Source organism: Acinetobacter junii CIP 64.5 (genome assembly GCF_000368765.1).
Classification (GTDB): Bacteria; Pseudomonadota; Gammaproteobacteria; order Pseudomonadales; family Moraxellaceae; genus Acinetobacter; species Acinetobacter junii.
The window spans coordinates 121147-136742 of sequence record NZ_KB849655.1 but is presented as its reverse complement, the minus strand read 5'-3'; the positions used below and the strand labels follow the sequence as shown (position 1 = coordinate 136742).

The 15596-nt window shown below is 37.6% G+C and carries 18 protein-coding genes and 1 riboswitch; of the genes, 10 read left to right on the top strand and 8 right to left on the bottom strand.

The features are described 5' to 3' along the window. Window positions 1-74: 74 nt before the first annotated feature. The 5 genes from glnL to F948_RS06365 all read left to right on the top strand — a co-directional run bounded on the left by glnL (window position 75) and on the right by F948_RS06365 (window position 5140). Complete coding sequence (gene glnL, locus F948_RS06385; RefSeq protein ID WP_004954561.1) at window positions 75-1184, top strand: nitrogen regulation protein NR(II); 1110 nt, start codon at window positions 75-77, stop codon at window positions 1182-1184. Then, window positions 1171-2670 carry a nitrogen regulation protein NR(I) gene (gene glnG / locus F948_RS06380; protein WP_004961687.1) on the top strand — a complete coding sequence of 500 codons (1500 nt, stop codon included), beginning with the start codon at window positions 1171-1173 and terminating at the stop codon, window positions 2668-2670. The genes glnL and glnG overlap by 14 nt, the downstream gene beginning before the upstream one ends. 132 nt (window positions 2671-2802) lie before the next feature. Next, on the top strand, window positions 2803-3444 hold the full coding sequence (locus F948_RS06375; protein ID WP_004961684.1) for a TetR/AcrR family transcriptional regulator: 642 nt from the start codon (window positions 2803-2805) through the stop codon (window positions 3442-3444). 113 nt (window positions 3445-3557) lie between these two features. Continuing rightward, window positions 3558-4478, top strand: coding sequence for an ornithine carbamoyltransferase (gene argF, locus F948_RS06370; RefSeq protein ID WP_004915611.1), 921 nt, complete (start codon window positions 3558-3560; stop codon window positions 4476-4478). A 137-nt stretch (window positions 4479-4615) separates the two neighbouring features. After that, a complete protein-coding gene (locus tag F948_RS06365) occupies window positions 4616-5140 on the top strand; it encodes a protein tyrosine phosphatase family protein (protein ID WP_004915607.1) in 525 nt (174 codons plus the stop codon). On the opposite strand, the gene ispF is transcribed toward F948_RS06365, so the two are convergent. Continuing rightward, complete coding sequence (gene ispF, locus F948_RS06360) at window positions 5128-5619, bottom strand: 2-C-methyl-D-erythritol 2,4-cyclodiphosphate synthase (RefSeq protein ID WP_004915605.1); 492 nt, start codon at window positions 5617-5619, stop codon at window positions 5128-5130. The genes F948_RS06365 and ispF overlap by 13 nt on opposite strands. A gap of 98 nt (window positions 5620-5717) precedes the next feature. On the opposite strand from ispF, the gene F948_RS06355 reads away from it, so the two are divergent. Beyond that, window positions 5718-6365 carry an A1S_1983 family putative colistin resistance protein gene (locus F948_RS06355; protein WP_004961678.1) on the top strand — a complete coding sequence of 216 codons (648 nt, stop codon included), beginning with the start codon at window positions 5718-5720 and terminating at the stop codon, window positions 6363-6365. A 48-nt stretch (window positions 6366-6413) separates the two neighbouring features. Here the strand turns inward: F948_RS06355 and F948_RS06350 are convergent, their stop codons facing one another. From F948_RS06350 to F948_RS06335, 4 genes are all read right to left on the bottom strand, one after another. Beyond that, a complete protein-coding gene (locus tag F948_RS06350) occupies window positions 6414-7658 on the bottom strand; it encodes a D-amino acid dehydrogenase (RefSeq protein ID WP_004961676.1) in 1245 nt (414 codons plus the stop codon). A 179-nt stretch (window positions 7659-7837) separates the two neighbouring features. After that, a riboswitch (glycine riboswitch) is annotated at window positions 7838-7927 on the bottom strand. 137 nt (window positions 7928-8064) lie between these two features. Continuing rightward, window positions 8065-8556, bottom strand: a complete 492-nt coding sequence (locus F948_RS06345) for a hypothetical protein (RefSeq protein ID WP_026057358.1) — start codon at window positions 8554-8556, stop codon at window positions 8065-8067. Between the two features lie 119 nt (window positions 8557-8675). After that, on the bottom strand, window positions 8676-10070 hold the full coding sequence (gene fumC, locus F948_RS06340) for a class II fumarate hydratase (protein WP_004961671.1): 1395 nt from the start codon (window positions 10068-10070) through the stop codon (window positions 8676-8678). A gap of 117 nt (window positions 10071-10187) precedes the next feature. Continuing rightward, entirely contained in the window at window positions 10188-11195 is a 1008-nt protein-coding gene (locus tag F948_RS06335; RefSeq protein ID WP_004915596.1) for an SDR family NAD(P)-dependent oxidoreductase, read from the bottom strand. Window positions 11196-11258: 63 nt separating this feature from the next. Between F948_RS06335 and tusD the strand changes: the two genes are divergently transcribed. Genes tusD through F948_RS06315 form a run of 4 tightly spaced genes read left to right on the top strand, consistent with a single transcriptional unit; the run spans window position 11259 to window position 12661 of the window. Further along, window positions 11259-11627, top strand: a complete 369-nt coding sequence (tusD, locus tag F948_RS06330; protein ID WP_004954585.1) for a sulfurtransferase complex subunit TusD — start codon at window positions 11259-11261, stop codon at window positions 11625-11627. 44 nt (window positions 11628-11671) lie between these two features. Continuing rightward, window positions 11672-12022, top strand: a complete 351-nt coding sequence (locus F948_RS06325) for a hypothetical protein (protein ID WP_004961668.1) — start codon at window positions 11672-11674, stop codon at window positions 12020-12022. A gap of 13 nt (window positions 12023-12035) precedes the next feature. Then, window positions 12036-12320: a hypothetical protein gene (locus tag F948_RS06320; protein ID WP_004961664.1), complete on the top strand. Its 285-nt coding sequence runs from the start codon at window positions 12036-12038 to the stop codon at window positions 12318-12320. A 29-nt stretch (window positions 12321-12349) separates the two neighbouring features. Continuing rightward, on the top strand, window positions 12350-12661 hold the full coding sequence (locus F948_RS06315; protein ID WP_004915588.1) for a TusE/DsrC/DsvC family sulfur relay protein: 312 nt from the start codon (window positions 12350-12352) through the stop codon (window positions 12659-12661). A 110-nt stretch (window positions 12662-12771) separates the two neighbouring features. Here F948_RS06315 and F948_RS06310 read toward each other — a convergent pair whose 3' ends face one another. From F948_RS06310 to moaCB, 3 genes are all read right to left on the bottom strand, one after another. Continuing rightward, window positions 12772-13254, bottom strand: a complete 483-nt coding sequence (locus F948_RS06310) for a winged helix-turn-helix transcriptional regulator (RefSeq protein ID WP_004961659.1) — start codon at window positions 13252-13254, stop codon at window positions 12772-12774. A gap of 175 nt (window positions 13255-13429) precedes the next feature. Further along, on the bottom strand, window positions 13430-14659 hold the full coding sequence (locus F948_RS06305) for a molybdopterin molybdotransferase MoeA (RefSeq protein WP_004961656.1): 1230 nt from the start codon (window positions 14657-14659) through the stop codon (window positions 13430-13432). After that, the gene (gene moaCB, locus F948_RS06300) at window positions 14659-15582 is read right to left on the bottom strand and encodes a bifunctional molybdenum cofactor biosynthesis protein MoaC/MoaB (protein WP_004915579.1); all 924 of its coding nucleotides are present in this window, start codon (window positions 15580-15582) and stop codon (window positions 14659-14661) included. Before moaCB ends, F948_RS06305 begins: the two co-directional genes overlap by 1 nt. Window positions 15583-15596 lie beyond the last annotated feature (14 nt).

The window sequence follows — 15596 nt, the reverse complement described above, 5'->3', positions numbered from 1 at the left end:
AAGATTCATTACGTTAATGGCTATTCTTTTATATTGATATTAATTGCGCCATTTTAATACAGGACGATTCACAAATGGATCAACACACCACTATCGACTATCGACTTCTAGTAGATAATCTGACGACTGCCATCTTATTGGTCGATAGTAAGCTAAATATTTTTTATCTGAATTCAGCTTGTGAAGCATTGTTTGATATCAGTTTATTGCGCGCATCAGGTCAACCTGTCTTAAATTTGCTCCATGCACATGATGATACTTTTAATACTTACGAAGCCTTGCTTAATACTTTAAACAGTGGTCAGCATTACACCCGACGTGAAGCTGTAATTAATGTCAACTTCAAACCAATTCATGTTGACTATACCGTTTCCCAATTAAATTCAGGTAAAAGCTATCACCCATTATTATTAATTGAACTCAACCCTATCGATCGAATGCTTAAAATTTCGAAAGAGGAAAATTTAGTGCAACAACATCAAGTTGCTCGTCAACTTGTTCGTGGTGTTGCTCACGAAATTAAGAATCCTTTAGCAGGCATTCGTGGAGCAACACAATTACTTGCACGAAGCTTAAGTGATGATAGTTATCGAGAATTTACAGATATCATTATTAATGAAGTTGATCGATTAACTAATCTCGCTGATACCATGTTAGGTTCACGCCAATTACCAAGTTATGAACATGTTAATGTCCATGAGCCATTAGAAAGAGTTAGATCATTAATCGCGAACCAGACCAAGAAAAAAATTAAGATCACACGTGATTATGACTTATCTCTGCCAGATGTTATGGCCGACCGAGATCAACTTATTCAAGTCATGCTGAATATCAGTGTAAATGCTGTGCAAGCGATGACTGAAAATAAAGAATTTTTCGTAGATTCTGAACCAGAGCTTACCCTTCGCACTCGTATCCAACGTCTCGTCACCATAAATGGTGTTTTAAACCGTTCAACGGTAAGAGTAGATATTGAGGACAATGGACCAGGTGTACCAGAAAGTATTTTAGAATCAGTATTTTACCCTTTAGTCACTGGGCGAGCAAAAGGTACAGGTTTAGGCCTCAGTATCGCGCAAAATATTATGCATCAACATAACGGAATGATTGAATGTCAATCCATTCCTGGAAAAACCATATTTAGCTTATATCTACCTTGGGAGTCAGACCGTGTCACGAAATAAAATTTGGGTAATTGATGACGATCGTGCCATGCGTTGGGTACTTGAAAAAACATTCAAAGAAGAAGGTTTTGACGTTACCAATTTTGAAGAAGCACAAACAGCGCTTGAACGTTTACACGATGAAGCCCCTGATGTCATTCTAACTGATATCAGGATGCCAGGAATTGATGGTTTAACTTTCTTATCTAAAGTTAAAAATACTCATCCAGAACTTCCAGTCATCATTATGACTGCACACTCAGATTTGGAGTCTGCTGTCTCAAGTTATCAGACGGGTGCTTTTGAGTATTTACCAAAACCATTTGATATTGATGAAGCACTCGCTTTAGTTAATCGTGCGATTCTACATCTCAATAAGCTGCAGCAACAAGAAGCAACCAAAGCAGCAGCACCTCTGCAATCTACAGAAATCATTGGCGAATCTCCTGCAATGCAAGAGGTTTTCCGTGCAATTGGTCGCTTATCACAATCTCATATTACCGTATTAATTAACGGTGAATCAGGTACAGGTAAAGAGTTAGTTGCACATGCTCTGCACAAACACTCACCACGTCGTGCAAAACCTTTCATTGCATTAAACATGGCTGCTATTCCAAAAGACTTGATTGAAACTGAGTTATTTGGACATGAGAAAGGTGCTTTCACAGGCGCTAACACTCAACATCAAGGACGTTTTGAACAAGCAAATGGCGGTACACTATTCTTAGATGAAATTGGTGATATGCCATTTGAGACTCAAACTAGGTTACTTCGCGTACTCGCTGATGGTGAGTTCTATCGTGTAGGCGGGCATGTTCCAGTAAAAGTCGATGTGCGTATTGTTGCTGCAACGCACCAAGACCTTGAAAAATTAGTGAATGAAGGTCGCTTCCGTGAAGACTTATATCATCGTCTCAATGTTATTCGCATTCATATTCCAAAGCTTGCTCATCGCAGCGAAGATATTCCGATGCTTGCTCAACACTTCCTTGCTCGTGCAGGCAAAGAACTTGGTGTAAGCCCTAAAATTCTTAGATCTGAAACCACAGATTACATGCAGCAGTTACCTTGGCCGGGCAACGTCCGTCAATTAGAAAATACCTGCCGTTGGTTAACTGTGATGATCACAGGCCGTGAAGTCTATCCTGAAGATCTGCCTGCTGAATTGAAGCAAGTTCCTCTCCAAAAATTGAACAATGATCCAACTGCACCTGTTGCAACGACTAGTCCTGCAATCGTAGATCGAATTGCTGTTCATCACTGGGATGAGTTATTGGGTCAATGGGCAATTCAAAAACTTAAAAATGGCGAAATGAAACTTTTAGACATCGCCACTCCAATGTTTGAGAAAACATTGATTAATGCAGCACTTCAACAAACTCGTGGTCGTAAACGTCATGCGGCTGAACTTTTAGGTTGGGGACGTAATACCTTGACCAGAAAGTTAAAGGAGCTTGGTATGGACTCTGCTGATGACGAGGATGATGACGAAGTGCGCAGTGCATAAACCATAAAAAGCGAGTCAATGTGACTCGCTTTTTATTTGAGACGTTTTGAAACATTGATCTAGCTCATAACCATACTTTACATAGGGTTTTTGATATACTATTAAAAATCCCGCTATATCTAAGCCAGAGTAATGACTGATCTTTGTTATCCAAGTTGTGAACAACCTCAAACTCGTCGTGGGCAAGAGCGTCGACTTGCACTGCTGATTTGTGCAACTGATCTGTTCTTAGAACGCGGTTATGACGCTGTTTCTTTAGATGATATTGTTCATCATGCCGGCGGTTCAAAAACATCAATTTATAAGTATTTTGGCAATAAAGAAGGGCTTTTCACTGCGATCTGCGATTACCGCCGCGAAGTCTTCTTCAAAGATATATGCTTACCATACATTTGTAATGTTACAAACTTAAGAAATTACCTTGTACAAACGCTGCAAAGATTTTATCAGCACATCATACAGCCTAAAAATATTGCATTCATGCGTATGTTTCTTGAGCAATCACAGAACAATACCGACCTTGCCCACTATCTTTATAATAAATGTCCGATGAACATTCAAAATAGTGTATCACTTGCGCTAGAACAAGCTCATCATTCAGGTGAAATTTTTTGCGAAAAGCCACAATTTTCAGCCACGATGTATTTTGGAATTCTTCGGGATGTTGAATGGCGTATTTTGATGGGTCTAGATGTACCCGCTGAAGACAAAGAAATATTTGATTATATTGATTTTTCTGTTGATTTGTTTCTAAAAGCTCATCAAAAAGTCTAATTCTTTTGCTTTTTCTTGAGCGTATAGTATAGTAGTCAATTCGTTTTTTGTTCACCACCCATTAAACAACAATTAATTATTGTTTTTATTCAATAATTATTGTGGGAGTAATTATGGCGCTTCGGCATTTCCTGACTTTAAGAGACCTGTCTTCTTTAGAATTGCAACGCATTTTAGATCGTGCTCATGAACTTAAACGCATGCAACATAGCAATACGGTATTCCAGCCTTTTGTTGGTAAAGTTTTGGGAATGATCTTCGAAAAATCAAGTACACGTACTCGTATTTCATTCGAAGCTGGAATTTGCCAATTCGGTGGTAGTGCCATTTTCCTATCTCCGCGCGATACTCAGCTTGGTCGTGGCGAACCAATTGAAGATTCAGCTCGTGTAATTTCAAGCATGCTAGATATCGTTATGATTCGTACATTCGGTCATGACATCGTAGAGCGCTTTGCGTCTTATTCTACTGTACCTGTAATCAACGGTCTCACTGACGATCATCACCCTTGCCAACTTCTTGCAGATCTGCAAACTTATGAAGAGCATCGAGGTAGTATCAAAGGTCGAACAGTTGCATGGATTGGTGATGGCAATAACATGTGTAATTCGTATATCGAAGCTGCTCACATGATGGGTTTCAAACTCAAAATTGCATCTCCAGAAGGTTACGAACCGAAACCTGAATTTTTAGCTGAATTTGCTGACTGTGTTGAAGTTTTCAATAAAGCTGAAGATGCCGCGGTGAATGCTGATCTGATCGTGACAGACGTTTGGGCAAGCATGGGGCAAGAAGAAGAACAAAAATTAAGAGAAAAAGCATTTGCTGACTTCCAAGTAAATGAAAAACTCATGGATTTAGCACATCCAGACTGTTTGTTTATGCATTGCTTACCTGCTCATCGTGGCGAAGAGATTTCAGAAAATATGCTTGATCACAAAAACTCTGTGGTTTGGTCTGAAGCAGAAAACCGTTTGCACGCACAAAAAGCATTAATGGAATTCTTGCTTAATGAAAATTTAAAGAAAGACTAACTAAAAAAACAGCATCAATTGATGCTGTTTTTTTTGATAAAAATTGAAGACTTGAAGTAAAAGACGTATATTAGATTAAATACTTTAGTGTAAATTTCTCATATTTTGAGAAGCAAACTAATTAAATAGTAGATATTATGACTTCCTTAGAACAAGCTTTATCACAAGTACCACACTTTTCCTTTGTCCATGAGCACTTATTTAACTCGGCGCAACCCACCATAGATCAACTTCATCATATTAAAGAATATGGGTGCAGTACTGTTATTAATTTATCTACTAGTAAATCTGCAGATCATCTCAATCACCAAGATCAAATTTGCTTAGATATCGGGCTAAATTACATACACATTCCAATTGACTGGGAAATTCCAAGCTCTGATCAATGCTTACTTGTTTTAGATTTAATCGACCATCTTGTTAAAAATGAAATTGTCTGGCTACACTGCACGGAAAATATGCGTGCGAGTTGTTTGATCTATTTATACCGTCAGTATTATATGAATATGGATATGCCAACTGCCCAAGAGTTACTTCATCAGGTATGGGAACCTAATGAAACTTGGACTGGTCTAATTCACAGTGTTTCATTACAGCTACAAGGAAGAAAATCAACATTAGAATTAGAACAGTCACTGATTAACACAAATCATTTTACTTGATGAGAAATTAAAACTGTTGCTGTCGCTAAGATACCCTCTTGACGACCAGTAAATCCAAGCTGTTCTGTTGTTGTTGCCTTAATACTAATTTGCGTCACATCCACATCTAATACATCCGCGATAGATTGGCGCATTTCTAAATTATGCTTAGCAAGCTTTGGACGCTCACATGCAACTGTAATATCTGCATTATTTAGATGATAACCTCGATCTAAGATTAACTGATACACATGCTTGAGCAAAACTCGACTATCAGCACCTTTGTATCGTGGATCAGTATCTGGGAAATGCTGGCCTATATCGCCTAATGCTAATGCACCTAATAACGCATCGCAAAGCGCATGCAATACAACGTCACCATCTGAATGTGCTTTTAAACCCTGAGTATGTGGAATTTTAATACCTGCTAGAGTTACAAAGTCACCTTCTTCAAACGCATGTACATCGATCCCTTGTCCAATACGAATTTGAGCAACCATATGATTTTCCTTTTACAATATACCGAACAAATCTTGTATTCAGGCTTTCTATTTCGCTATAGTACGTTGAGCAAATTAGACTGAAAGTATAAGTGATTATGCTGTTTAACACTGTAAGAAATCAATTAAAGAAAACGGGTTACATTATTACATTGAGTTGTTTTTGCTCAACATTTGTGTACGCGAAATCTATCGATTGCACTAATAGCAAATTTCAAGGAAAGAAAATTTGCTTACAGCAACATTCGGATAATGTTCAAAAGCTAAATAATAAGTTTTTAACAGCTTATCTTGTTACAGATGCACCTTTGCAACTTTTACACGACACTCAAAAACTCTGGCTCAATCAAATTCAACAATGCAAATCAAAGACATGTTTTCAGCAACAATTTGATTTGCGTTTTGATGATTTGAACTTTTATACATCGATGAATCAAACGCTCACGCAACATTATTTAAAATTTGAGAATGGTAGATTGTCTGAGCTTCCTGTGCACTTAAAGATTCATCAACTTGATAAAGATAAGCTAAAAATTGAAGGTATAGCCTACCGTAATCCAAACAATCGCATTGAAACCCAAACTATATCTCTTCTCGCATACAGCACACCCGAAAAAAAGAATCAAATTATTGATAATGAAAAGAAATGCCAATATCAGTTTGATTTTCAAAAAGCTCTACTTGTTATTAAAAGTGACCAAAAAGGATGTGAGCGTTTTACAGGAATATATCGTTTATACGATTAAGAAGAATTATGAAAAAATGCCGATGTATAAACATCGGCATTTTTTAATTTAGTTTGGAAATTTTTGTGAGATTTCTTGACTAATAATCACAGCAGTAGCTGCTGATAATGTCCATCCTAAATGTCCATGTCCCGTATTGTAGAAAACACGTGATTGTCGACCTTGCTTAACGACAGGCAGCATATTAGGCATCATTGGACGCAACCCAGCCCAAGGTACTGAATGCTCTGTAGAAATATCAAAATTTTGGTTAACCCAATTGATTAATGGTTGAATCCGATCAGCACGTATATCACGATTATAGCCATTAAATTCAGCTGTACCAGCAACACGGAACCGATCTGCACCCAAGCGTGATGTCACAATTTTTGCACTTTCATCTAACAGACTGACCCAAGGTGCATTCTTGACACTACGTTCATCTTTGAGTTGCACTGTGATCGAGTATCCTTTCACTGGGTATACATTAACGCTATCTCCAAGCATATCTGCTAACTGATAACTTCCCACACCACCACACACAACAATCAAATCCGCTTCAATTTCAGTACGCGCTTCAGATTCAGCATCCATATTTTCAGAGCTTTTTTTACATTGAATAATCACTTTGTCTTGTAAACATTTTACGTCTACAACATCTAATCCAAAGCGATAATTAACACCATATTCTTCAGTTTTTTGTGCTAAGCCTACTGAATATTTATGGATATCTCCAGTCGCATCTCCAGCTGTGTAATATCCACCATAATAATCTCCAGTCAACGTAGGCTCTATTGCTCTCATTTCCTCTGGAGTGATTGCATTACGCTCAAGTTTTCCTTCTACTAAGATATCATTCACTTTTTTTGCAATTTCGAAATCTTCTTTTGTATGGTACATGTGCAAAATGCCACGCTTTTCAAGATCAAATGACAGATTCTCTTTTTCAGCCACCTCAAAAAGACGTTGTCTAGCCATAAGTGCTAAACCCACTGTTTCAATGGTATTTGCTTTGTAGTTTTTAATATGTGTTAAGAATTCGACCAACCAACGATATTTATGCACACTGAAAGAAGGATTGAGCAACAATGGTGCATCTTTTTTACTCATCCATTTAATGCCCTTTAGCACGGTTGCTTTTTGATTCCAGACTTCAGCATTACAAGCGGATAATTGCCCCCCATTCGCAAAAGAGGTTTCCATCGCTGGAAATAGATGACGATCAATTACCGTCACTTGATAACCTAATTTTATTAATTCATATGCAGACGTTACACCCGTAATCCCCGCACCAATAACAACAACATGAGGCATAGCTAACTCCTAGAAATGCAAAGCATTCCTTTTTTGTATAGCCCCATCTGTCATGGTACCTGAGAGTTTCGGCAGATGATTACCAATTAATCATTAAGCCTTCCCCTTCGGTGAGTGTTTTGTGTAGAAAATAAATTGTGTTGTTTCTACATTAAGAGCACTGCTCTCCAGATTGTATTTATATTATTACAGTCCTTTTGCCTGAGAGTTTCCGGGGTCGTTGCTCCTTCGGCGAGTTCATTGAAGAACTTCTCTCCCGCAATAATATTTATATCCCTATAAGCAATATATATGCCGTAGTGAAATACAGACATGAATATGTTGTAATTCTTTGTAGGTCGTTCTTTATTCTACTCTAAATTTGCTCAAGAATAAAAAAAGCAGACGATTTGTCTGCTTTAGATTTTTAGAATTTGCATTGCAAAATTTGTTCAGAGAAATTTCCTTTCCAAAGTTCTCTTAACTTAGATAAATAAAATTTTTCTCCAATCATTACTAATTCAGCATCAATCAAAGCATGGATTTCGTGCATTAAAATATAATCAAGCTCAATCAATGATAACTGAGGATGCTTTTGGGAAATTTGCTTACGTCTGATCTGCGCTTTCTTCACTAAATCATTCGCAAAATTCTTATCTTTATATGTTGTGATTGCACTTAGGCGTAGCTCAATAATCCCCCAACCTTCAACAAGCTTTTTAAATACATCAAAATCACTCGATGTAGCTTCCCATGTTACGTTTTCTAAATTGTTGTCTTCAGGTAGTACAGGCAATAATAAATCGGCTGTACTAGGAAATATTTTTTTTAAATTTAACAGAAACTTAACAGGATTTTCATTTGGAATATCTGAAAATTGGATATGGGTTTGAGTATCTGTTAAATATATTTTGAGCATAACAAAGCAACAGTCAAATAAATCAAAAGCGTATTGTACGCAGTTCACTTTATAAAAACTACTCATAAAAAAACCCTCAGCAAAGGTAAAGGTTTTTTTATTGATATATTTAAAGCACTTTATTTAGTGTTTGGAGAGACCATATTTTCTGGCTTAACCACCTCATCAAATTGCGCTTCGGAGATTAAACCAAGTTCTACAGCCACCTGCTTAAGGGTTTTATTTTCTTTATATGCTGTTTTAGCTACTTTGGCTGAATTTTCATAACCAATCACAGGATTAAGTGCTGTGACTAACATTAATGAATTATGCAAGAAATAATCAATTTTTTCTCGATTTGGTTCAATTCCTATTGCACAATGATCGTTAAAACTATTACAAGCATCGCCAAGCAATTGAATAGATTGTAAAAGATTATAGGCAATCACAGGCATAAAAACATTTAGCTCAAAATTACCCGATGCACCTGCGACATTGATCGTCGTATCATTCCCTAACACTTGAGCAACAACCATCGTCATAGCTTCACTTTGAGTTGGATTGACTTTACCAGGCATAATGCTAGAGCCAGGTTCATTTTCAGGAATCCGCAACTCCCCAAAACCACAGCGTGGTCCACTGGCTAACCATCGAATATCATTCGCGATCTTATTTAGGCTGACAGCAAGCGTTTTTAGAGCACCTGAGGCAAATACGGCAGCATCTCTTCCTGCCAATGCTTCAAACTTATTAGGTGCTGTTATAAAAGGTAGTCCCGTCAAACCACTTAATTGTTCAGCTGCTTTAACTGCATAATCTGGATGAGCATTCAGTCCAGTGCCAACAGCCGTTCCACCAAGTGGCAATTCATACAAACCAGCTAATGCTTGGTTTAAACGCTTAAGTCCATGTTCAAGCTGTGAGACATACCCACTAAATTCTTGACCCAATGTAAGCGGCGTTGCATCTTGTAGATGTGTACGTCCAATCTTCACGATGTCATTAAACTCTTGTGATTTAGCGTGCAGAGTATCTTTTAACTTCTCAACGGCAGGGATTAATAATTCATTAATTTGAAGTGCGGCAGCAACATGAATTGCTGTAGGAAAAGAATCATTTGTAGATTGAGCTCGATTTACATGATCATTTGGATGTACAGGATTTTGGGCACCTAAAGCATGACCAAGCTTCTGATTCGCAATATTTGCAATCACTTCATTGCAATTCATATTACTTTGCGTACCCGAGCCCGTTTGCCACACTACAAGTGGAAATTGATCATCCCACTTGCCTTCAATCACCTCTTCAGCAGCATCTACGATATATTGGCTTAACTCTTGAGGCAGTTGTTTTAACTCAGCATTAGTTATTGCTGCGGCTTTCTTTACAAGCCCCATTGCACGAATCATTGCTCTTGGTAATCTTTCATGTCCTATTTTGAAGTTTTGCAAACTTCTTTGAGTTTGCGCCCCCCATAAAGCATTGTTTGGAACTGCAACCTCACCCATCGTGTCATGTTCAATTCGCATTTGCATAAAACACCTCAAATTCAATCAATAAACTTTTATAAATGGGCTAGAGCGGATGGTGCTTTGGCTTATATTTCTATCCTAATGAAAGTAGCTATAAATGTAAATAAGAATCATTATTTATTAGTTACCCTTCAAAATATTGAGATAAAATCTCCATTCATCCTCAATCATCTGGGTTAAAGAACGCTTAGGAGTCCAATTCAATATTTTCGCAGCCTTATCGATATTCGCCCCAAGCTGACTAAGCTCCTCATGTTGATAAACAGCCGGCTGCACGCGTATCTCCATTTTGGTTACTTTACTAATTTCTTCAATTAATTTGCTTATTGAAGTTAAATCATTATGGGCGATATTAAAACTCTCTAAACATCCTTGTTGAGTTGATAACCAATGTAAAGATGCTAATACAGCATCACAAGCATCCAATACATGTAAAAAGCTTCGCTCAACAGTACCATCAGTAGTATTTGCCTGATTTTGGAGTTCAATGCACTCTCTTTGCATCGCGGCAACCTGCAAAGCGAGTGGTACGATATTTTTGGGCAATTGCGGAACGTATTCCCCTAAAACCCCATGTTCAAATGCACCAACAATATTAGACAATCTTAGATTTACCATTTTCCAATCATGGTCGACTTTGTAAGTATCAGCGATGATGTCTTCAACCATTTGTTGCGAACGGATATAAGGATTTGAATAGGTATAATTAAATTCCGTATCCTCAATCAATTGATCATCTGATTTACCATAAACGGCTAAACTGGAAATATTAACTAGTTGCCGAACACCCATCCGTTGCATCGCACGGAGTAAACTCATAATACTACTGACATTATCGTTATAATATTCAAGTGGTTTTAACACGGATTCTTCTAAAGATTTAAAACTTGCCGTGTGAATAACAGTGTCTATTGAGTATTGTTCAAAGACTTTATTTAATGCAGGTGTATTTCGGACATCGAGCTTGGCAAATGGTATATACATACCTGAGATATACTCTAGGCGTTCCAAAGTTTGCAATGTAGAATTAGCTAAGTTATCAACAATGACGATCTCATGACCTCGAGCCAATAAACTCAAGGCAATGTGGGAACCAATAAAGCCTAAACCACCTGTCACCAAAATCATTGTATACTTGCCTTCTTTTTAATATGTCCATCATTTGCCGACTATAGCTATAGTGAATGTTCAATGAGTACACTACTATTAATTACCTCAGCACCAACGTCTATCATCGCTTGGCATGCTTTTGGTTTAGCTCAAGCATTGCAAGACAAGCATGAAGAGTTTCGTGTTTTCTTTTACCAAGATGGTGTTCAAGTCGCGAATGATTTTCAGTGGTTTCCTGATGATCAACGTAATTTGAAACATGAATGGCAAAAACTTGGTATTCGACTCCCTGTCTGTGTCAGTGCTGCTCTCGCTAGAGGAATCACTGATGCGGACAATGCGCAACGTCATTCGCTACAACATCACAACTTAGCTCAAGGATTTGAGTTAGTCGGTCTCGGTGAATTAGCTGATGCTGTGCAAAGCTGTTCGCGGTTAATTCAATTTTAATTCTAAGTTCTTAATTAGAGTGTTGCTTTTAAAAGGTAAATTGTGTGAAAACTGTACTCGTCATCCTAACGCAGCCCAATTTGACCAGTTTGCAAATCAACGAAAGTTTATCTGCTATTATGGTTTTAGCAACCTTTGGTATATCTGTCAAAGTATTATTCAAAGACGCTGCAATTAGCCTACTAAACAATAAGCTACAATTTAATCAATTCCGTGATGCTTTTAAAATTGCATCCAATATGGTGGAAAGTTTTGAATTTTATGATTTGACACCTATTCTGATTGAAGAAAAAAATAAAGATCGTCATGAGGTTCAAAATTCTGATCAAGATATAGAACTGGTTAACTTGCTTCCAGAATTCGTTCGATCATTTGATCATGTCTTATATTGGTGATTGAGATTTCCCCATGAACAAAAAAAAATTAATTATCATTCAGGCACCATATAGCAATCTGGCGAAAGTTTGGAGCGAGCTATATCAATTTGCATTAGTTGACGACCCGATCGTGATCATGGGTGAAGCTTTGTTAGCTGTACCTGATGAAATTTTTAATAATTATCGGAGCATATATTGTTTAGATTCAGATGTTAATTTACTAAATCAGACTAATCACACGCAAATCAACATTTTGCAATACTCTGATTTTGCTGATTTAGTTTTAGAATTTCATCATTGTATTACACTTAAATAAGATATTTTTAATTTTGCTTAGGCTATTTTATGCAATTAGAGCTAGATCAAGACGGACATTTAGTTGACTATACCGTTTGGAACCATGAAGTTGCTAAGGAGCTTGCTAAATCATTAGATTTGGAGCTTACAGAATGGCATTTTGAGGTTTTAAATGCTGTACGTCAGTTTTATCAACAGTTTGGACATTCTCCAGCTACCCGACCACTAATAAAATTTTTAATGAAAACGGTAAGCCCTGAGATTAACAATGCTGAACTACAGCAGAAGTTCAATACAGGTTTAGTTGCACGCCACTTAAGCCGATTGGCGGGCGTTCCCAAACCTGCAAATTGTTTGTAAACACTTATGATTAAAGATTTTTTTTAGCATAGATAACAGATTAAACCCTAAATTTTTTGAAGTTCTATCTCACGTAATAAAACATGAGATAGAACAAGAAGAAACTTGAATTAAGCTGTCTTCTTCTTTTGCTCTACGAAAGCGAAATACCCTGGTCCAGCTGCAACTCTTACATCTTTTACACGAATAGGCTCTTCGCATTCAGAACAAACTACTTTGGGGCTTATTTTCTTGCCACAACTTTTATGTGTAAATTCTATCGGCTTACCTAACCCTTTATCCATCCACTTATCAGCCCACTGTACCATCGAAAGAATGATTGGATACATGTCTAGTCCTTTTTCTGTAAGTTGATATTCAAACCGTTCTTGACGCTCGACATAAGGAACTTTAACTAAAATTTCATGTTCTACAAGTCGTTTTAAACGTTCTGATAACACATGACGTGTTAGCCCTAAGCTGCGCTGGAAATCATCAAAACGGCGTATACCCATAAAAGCATTTCGTAGAATCAACATTGTCCAACGATCACCTAGAACCGAAAGTGTTCTAGCAACAGAACATGGTTGCTCACCGATTTCTTCCCATTTCATTATTATCACCTAATTATTTTTAAAGTATTAAAAGACACCATCCATGTCTTGAACCGTATTATTTATAAGAAAAACAATACTGATATTACACTAAACCAGTTTATTGTTTAGATGCAATATCAGAACTCGTCAACAACATCTAAAAACAATGCTAGTTACATAATGTAATCAAAAATTAAATCGTTATAAATACACCTGTTAATTCTTGTCCAATCTCAAGTTTAGTATTTGCAGGAACTCGAACCAAACAATTTGCTTGCATTAAATTACTGAGCATATGTGATTGTTGCTTAGCTAGACTTTTTAATTTTAATTGTCCATGTTCGTAATAAGCCTGCATTCTTAAAAAACGCTCACGTGCATCAGATTTAAGTTCGTGTGTTAATGTTCCACTAAACCAATTGATTGATTGATCTTGATTTTGCAATGCATCTAATAAAACCTTGCCATAGATTTGCATGCAAACATAAACTGCAGCTGGATTTCCAGGCAATCCAAGTAAAAAACAGCGATGCTCATCTTCAATATATTGGGCGAAGAAAAGTGGTTTACCTGGTTTTTGTTTAACTTTCCAAAATATTTGTTCGAAACCTGCGTCAAATGAACAAGGACGGACAAAATCATAGTCCCCAACAGATACACCACCTGTGGTGATGATCACATCATATTGTTGTTTTAATTGGTTAAAACATTGAGTAACACGTTGAGACTCATCTGCAATGTGCAGAATATTTACCTCTATGCCGTAATCTTCAAACCATGCTTTTAATAAAGGTCCATTTGCATCAAAAACTTTGCCAGCTTTTAAATCTTCTGGTGTTTCAGCAACTTCATCACCAGTGACGAGTACAGCTACTTTAGGTAGTCTATATACAGCAATACTTCGTACACCGATCATACTCAATGCTGCAAGCGCACCAATATTAATTTTCTGACCACATTCAGCAATCTTCTGACCTAATTGAATTTCCTCGCCTGCAAAACGAATATCTGCTTGTTGCTGAATATGTTCGACTAATCGGATTTTATTATTTGATTCGATCTTTACAATTTCTTGTCTAGCGACATGTGTCGTTCCAGTTGGAACCTTACCCCCAGTAAAAATACGTATGGCTTGTCCCTGCAGAAGTTGATGATCAAGTTCACTTCCTGCTTTTATCTCTCCAATAACTTCAAATACTGAATCTTGAAGATTTTCAGAGGATGAACATATTGCATACCCATCCACAGCACTTTGTGAAAAAGTGGGTAAATCGACCTCTGAATACACATCTTGAGCCAAATAACGATTCAGACATTCGGTTAATGGCAGTTGCTCAACCGTCAATGCGCTAGGCGTTGACTGAATCAACGCCAAAGCATCATCAATACTGATCAACCCTTTCTCAGCACCACATCCTGACATTACTCATATCCCCCTGGATGTGGCAAATCACTGCAAACATCAAAAATATGCACCAAGGCTGGCAAAATTGCAGCCATTGATTCACTTGCGCCGCCACGACTACCAGGTAAAGTCACTACTAACGAACGATCAATAAAACCAGCCACCCCACGCGACATAGCCGCATATGGCGTACGCTTCTGTCCAAAAGAACGCGCCGCTTCCATCAAACCATCTAATTTTCTTTCTAACAATGGCTCAAGCGTATCTACCGTTATGTCACGCTTCCCGATTCCTGTACCACCAACAGTCATAATGCATGCATAAGATTTGCTTAGCTCTAACACTAGATCCTTTAACTGATCAGATTCATCAGGCAGAATTTGATAATGAATTGGATCAAAACCAGCTTCTGTCAAAGTATCAACAACTGACTTTCCTGCCGTATCAGGTTTTCGACCAGCTGCCACAGTATCTGAGAGAACAATCACTGCAGCAGAAACAGGTTGACGTAAGGTACGTTTGAAATGTGATTTTCCGCCTTTTTTCTTGAGCAATTTACATTGATCTAAACAAAGCTCTTCTGGCTCACAATGCGGTTTTAACATGTCATATAACGTTAAACCTGCAAGACTGGCAGCTGTGAGTGCCTCCATCTCAACACCTGTAGGACCAATCGTTTCTACCGTGGTTAAAATTACGACATGATCATCATTTAATTCATATTCAACATCGGCACGATAAATCGGTAATGGATGGCAAAGCGGAATCAGCTCATCCGTTCGTTTCGCTGCCAATATACCTGCAATACGCGCAGTTTTCAGTGCATCGCCCTTTTCGGTATTTCCGTCACGTAGGAGTTGAATACAATGTGCAGGTGCATGTAAAACAGCTTGTGCTTCAGCTACACGATAACTTTCGGGTTTCATCCCAACATTTTTCATCTCTACTTCCTAAA